Origin of the sequence: uncultured Meiothermus sp., from assembly GCF_937863175.1 — a bacterium.
Taxonomy (GTDB): domain Bacteria; phylum Deinococcota; class Deinococci; order Deinococcales; family Thermaceae; genus Meiothermus.
The window spans coordinates 1-2,293 of the sequence record NZ_CALMCQ010000242.1; the positions used below are offsets into that span (position 1 = coordinate 1).

Here is a 2,293-nt window from a genome sequence, read left to right on the forward strand (position 1 = left end):
CCGAACCCATGCCCCTGTTTCGTTGGCTCTCTGGCTGTATATGATAAAAGCCTACACCCAAACCTCGGCTCTTGAAACAATTCGCCATAGCCGCTATAGTTGTCAGTTGGCTGGGTCAAAAGACCCGAGTCGTTTGATGGACTGCACCTGCATCCCGGACGGCTCACTGGAGAGTGTGGTCATGTACGCAATCATCAAGACGGGTGGTAAACAATACCGCGCAGAGGCTGGGAGCAAGCTGCGTGTAGAGAAACTCGAGGCCAACCCCGGTGATACCCTGGAATTCGATGCCTTGATGCTGGGCGGCGAGAAGACCGTGTTGGGTAACCCCACCGTACCCGGGGCCAAAGTGGTGGTCGAGGTAGTTGATCATGGCAAGGGTAAGAAAGTGGTGGTAGCCAAGTTCAAGGCCAAGATCCACTACCGCCGTAAGCGGGGCCACCGCCAGCCCTATACCGAGATTATGGTGAAGGAGATTCGCGCTTAACTTCGCCGAAGGCCTGAGGTCTAAAGCCGAATGCTAACCCTAGCTTTCAGCCTTTAGCTTCCAGCCTTCAGCGCTCCGAAGGAGCACACTATGGCACATAAAAAAGGTCTGGGTTCAACCAAAAACGGGCGCGACAGTCAGGCCAAGCGCCTGGGGGTTAAGCGTTTTGAAGGTCAGATGGTCAGGGCCGGTAACGTGCTGGTGCGTCAGCGCGGCACCAAGTTCCGGGCCGGCGAGGGTGTGGGGCAGGGCCGCGACCACACGCTTTTTGCCCTGGTGGATGGGGTGGTGGAGTTTGCCGACAAGGGCCGTATGGGCCGTTTTGTCCGGGTCAATGCTGAATTGGCCAGGGCTGGCGACTAAACTGCGCCGATAGCCGAAGGCTGAAGGCCAAAGGCAGCCTGCCTTAGCTTTCGGCCTTCGGCTTTTAGCGAACAGCCATGTTCAGAGATATCCTCGAGATTACTGTCACCGCCGGGCGTGGGGGCGATGGCTGCATTAGTTTTTGGCGTGAGAAGTACATCGCCAAAGGTGGCCCCGACGGGGGCGATGGCGGCGAGGGCGGTTCCATTATTTTGCGGGCGCTAGCCCAGGTAGATTCGCTTTCCAACCTTTCCAAGCGGGTGTATAAGGCCGAAAACGGCCAGCACGGAATGGGCAAAGGGCTGTTTGGCAGGTCGGGCAAAGACCTGTTGATCGAAGTGCCCAGAGGAACACGGGTTTACAATTCCGAGACCGGGGAGCTGCTGGCCGACCTGATAGAGGAGGGCCAGACTTTTGTGGCTGCCAAAGGGGGGAAGGGTGGCTGGGGCAACCCCCGTTTTGTAACGTCCACCCGCCAGGGGCCCCGCTTTGCCGAGGCCGGCGAGGAGGGTGAGAAGCGCAAACTGCGCCTCGAGCTGATGCTGCTGGCCGATGTGGGCCTGGTGGGCTATCCCAACGCTGGTAAAAGCAGCCTGCTGGCCGCTCTGACCCAGGCCCAGCCCAAAATTGCCAGCTACCCTTTCACCACCCTCTCGCCCAATCTGGGGGTGATAGAACGCAACCTCGAGCGCATCACCATGGCCGACATCCCCGGCATCATTGAGGGGGCAGCCCAGGGCAAAGGCCTGGGCCTGGAGTTCCTGCGCCACATCGCCCGTACTCGAGTTTTGCTCTATGTGCTCGATGGCGCCGACCAGCCGGTACAGACCCTGCAAACCCTACAGGCCGAACTGCGGGCCTACAACCCCGAACTGCTCTTTCGCCAGGGGCTCATAGCCCTTAACAAAAGCGATCTGCTGCCGTCTGAGGCGGTTGGGGCCCTGGTGAGCGAGGTGAGCAGGACAGGCTTGCCGGTGCTGCCCACCTCCACCCAGACCCGCCAGGGCCTATCTGAATTGGTGGACGCACTTTTTGCCCTGGTGCAGGCTGCCCCCAAACCAAAAATGGAACCGCCCAAACCGGAACCCGAGTTCACGGCATACATCAAGGTGACTGAGGTAGAAGATGGGGTGTTTGAACTCGAGGCCCCCCAGGTGCAGCGCCACCTGGATCGGCTTAAGGGCGACCTGATGGAAGCCTCGGGCTATTTGCAGGAGCTGTTCAAGCGTTACCGGGTCGAACAGGCCCTCAAAGCCAACGGGGTTCGGGCGGGCGATACCGTGCGCCTTGGACGGCACGAGTTCGAGTATATTCCCGAGACCAGGCAGTAAGGCATCTAGCGGGCAGGCTCCTGGCCTGAAATCGGAAAATTACACCCGGGTCACCCTGAGCGAAGCGAGGGGTCTGGTGCTGTGCTGCGCTGAAAACCGTTGACCTGGACGC

3 protein-coding genes are annotated in these 2,293 nt (G+C 59.7%); all 3 read left to right on the plus strand.

Features of this window, described 5'->3' with window-relative positions; translation table 11 throughout:
- The first annotated feature begins 181 nt into the window (after window positions 1–181).
- The 3 genes from rplU (at window position 182) to obgE (ending at window position 2,181) form a co-directional block, all read left to right on the plus strand.
- Window positions 182–487 (plus strand): 50S ribosomal protein L21, encoded by a 306-nt coding sequence (gene rplU, locus Q0288_RS09325; protein WP_299429714.1) that lies wholly within the window; start codon window positions 182–184, stop codon window positions 485–487.
- Window positions 488–577: 90 nt separating this feature from the next.
- Complete coding sequence (rpmA, locus tag Q0288_RS09330) at window positions 578–850, plus strand: 50S ribosomal protein L27 (RefSeq protein WP_299429716.1); 273 nt, start codon at window positions 578–580, stop codon at window positions 848–850.
- Window positions 851–927: 77 nt separating this feature from the next.
- Window positions 928–2,181 carry a GTPase ObgE gene (gene obgE, locus Q0288_RS09335; protein ID WP_299429718.1) on the plus strand — a complete coding sequence of 418 codons (1,254 nt, stop codon included), beginning with the start codon at window positions 928–930 and terminating at the stop codon, window positions 2,179–2,181.
- Window positions 2,182–2,293: the final 112 nt, after the last annotated feature.